The following is a 1,141-nucleotide window of genomic DNA, read 5'->3' as shown; positions in this document are numbered from 1 at the left end:
CTTGTAACTTAGCCCCACCGCGATCTGGTATCCTTTCGGTTGCGGTGGTGGACGGGAGACCGACGCCCCTTAGGGACACCAAGCCCGTGGGAGAGCAAGGGTCCTCGTCCGCCGTTCCATCGAACCCGAACAGTCGCTTGGGCCGCACAAAGCGAAGCCCGCTTGCGCAAGGATGGGATCAGATGGACGCACTCTACATCGGTATCGACGTCTCCAAAGACCGCCTGGACGTCGCTACGACTTCTCCCTCGGTAGTGGCTTTCCATGTGCCCCGTAACCACGATGGGTTGGTCGATCTGGCCGAACGGTTAAAACCGCTCGGTGCCGAACGAATTGCCCTTGAGGCCACCGGCGGCTTCGAAACCGTGGTGGTAGCAGCTCTCGCCGCCGCTGCGCTGCCGGTCGTTGTGGTCAATCCCGCCCAGGTCCGTGCCTTTGCCCGCGCACTCGGCAAGCGGGCCAAGACGGACCCGATCGATGCCGCTGTGATTGCTCGCTTCGCCGAAGCCACCAGACCGGACTTGCGGCCGCTGGCCGACGCGGAGACCGAAGCGCTATCCGATCTCGTCACCCGTCGCAGGCAGATCGTCGCCATGATCGGAGCTGAAAATCAACGCCTTAAGCGAGCCACCACTCGCGCGACCAAAAGCATCAGGCGATTGCTGAAGGCCCTTGAGAAGGAACTCGCCGACATCGATCAGGACATCGATGACAGCATCCGTCGATCGCCCAACTGGCTGGAAAAGGTCGAACTGCTGAAATCCGTTCCCGGCATCGGCGACCAGATCGCACGTACGCTGATCGCCGAACTACCGGAACTCGGCACGCTCGACAGACACCAGATCGCAGCTCTCGTCGGTCTGGCACCTTGGACGCGCCAGTCCGGACAATGGCGAGGCAAAAGCTTCATCGGTGGAGGCCGTGCCGCCGTCCGCGCGGCTCTCTACATGGGGGCTCTCGTCGCAGCTCGCCACAATCCCAGCCTTAAGGCTTTCCGCGACCGCCTCGTCGATCACGGCAAACCCAAGCTCGTCGCAATCATCGCCGTCGCCAGAAAACTCATCACCATCCTCAACGCCCTCATCCGGGACAATCAACCATGGCGCGAACAAAACGCTTGACCGACAAGACAGTCGCTCTC

At 61.9% G+C, this 1,141-nt stretch carries 1 protein-coding gene; it reads left to right on the top strand.

Features of this window, described 5'->3' with window-relative positions:
* The first annotated feature begins 182 nt into the window (after positions 1-182).
* Complete coding sequence (locus tag M4J39_RS22765; protein ID WP_251730791.1) at positions 183-1,121, top strand: IS110 family transposase; 939 nt, start codon at positions 183-185, stop codon at positions 1,119-1,121.
* Positions 1,122-1,141 lie beyond the last annotated feature (20 nt).

It is taken from the genome of Pleomorphomonas sp. NRK KF1 (assembly GCF_023721755.1).
GTDB lineage: Bacteria > Pseudomonadota > Alphaproteobacteria > Rhizobiales > Pleomorphomonadaceae > Pleomorphomonas.
The sequence above is the reverse complement of the archived record's forward strand: the minus strand, read 5'-3'. Positions and strand labels throughout refer to the sequence as shown.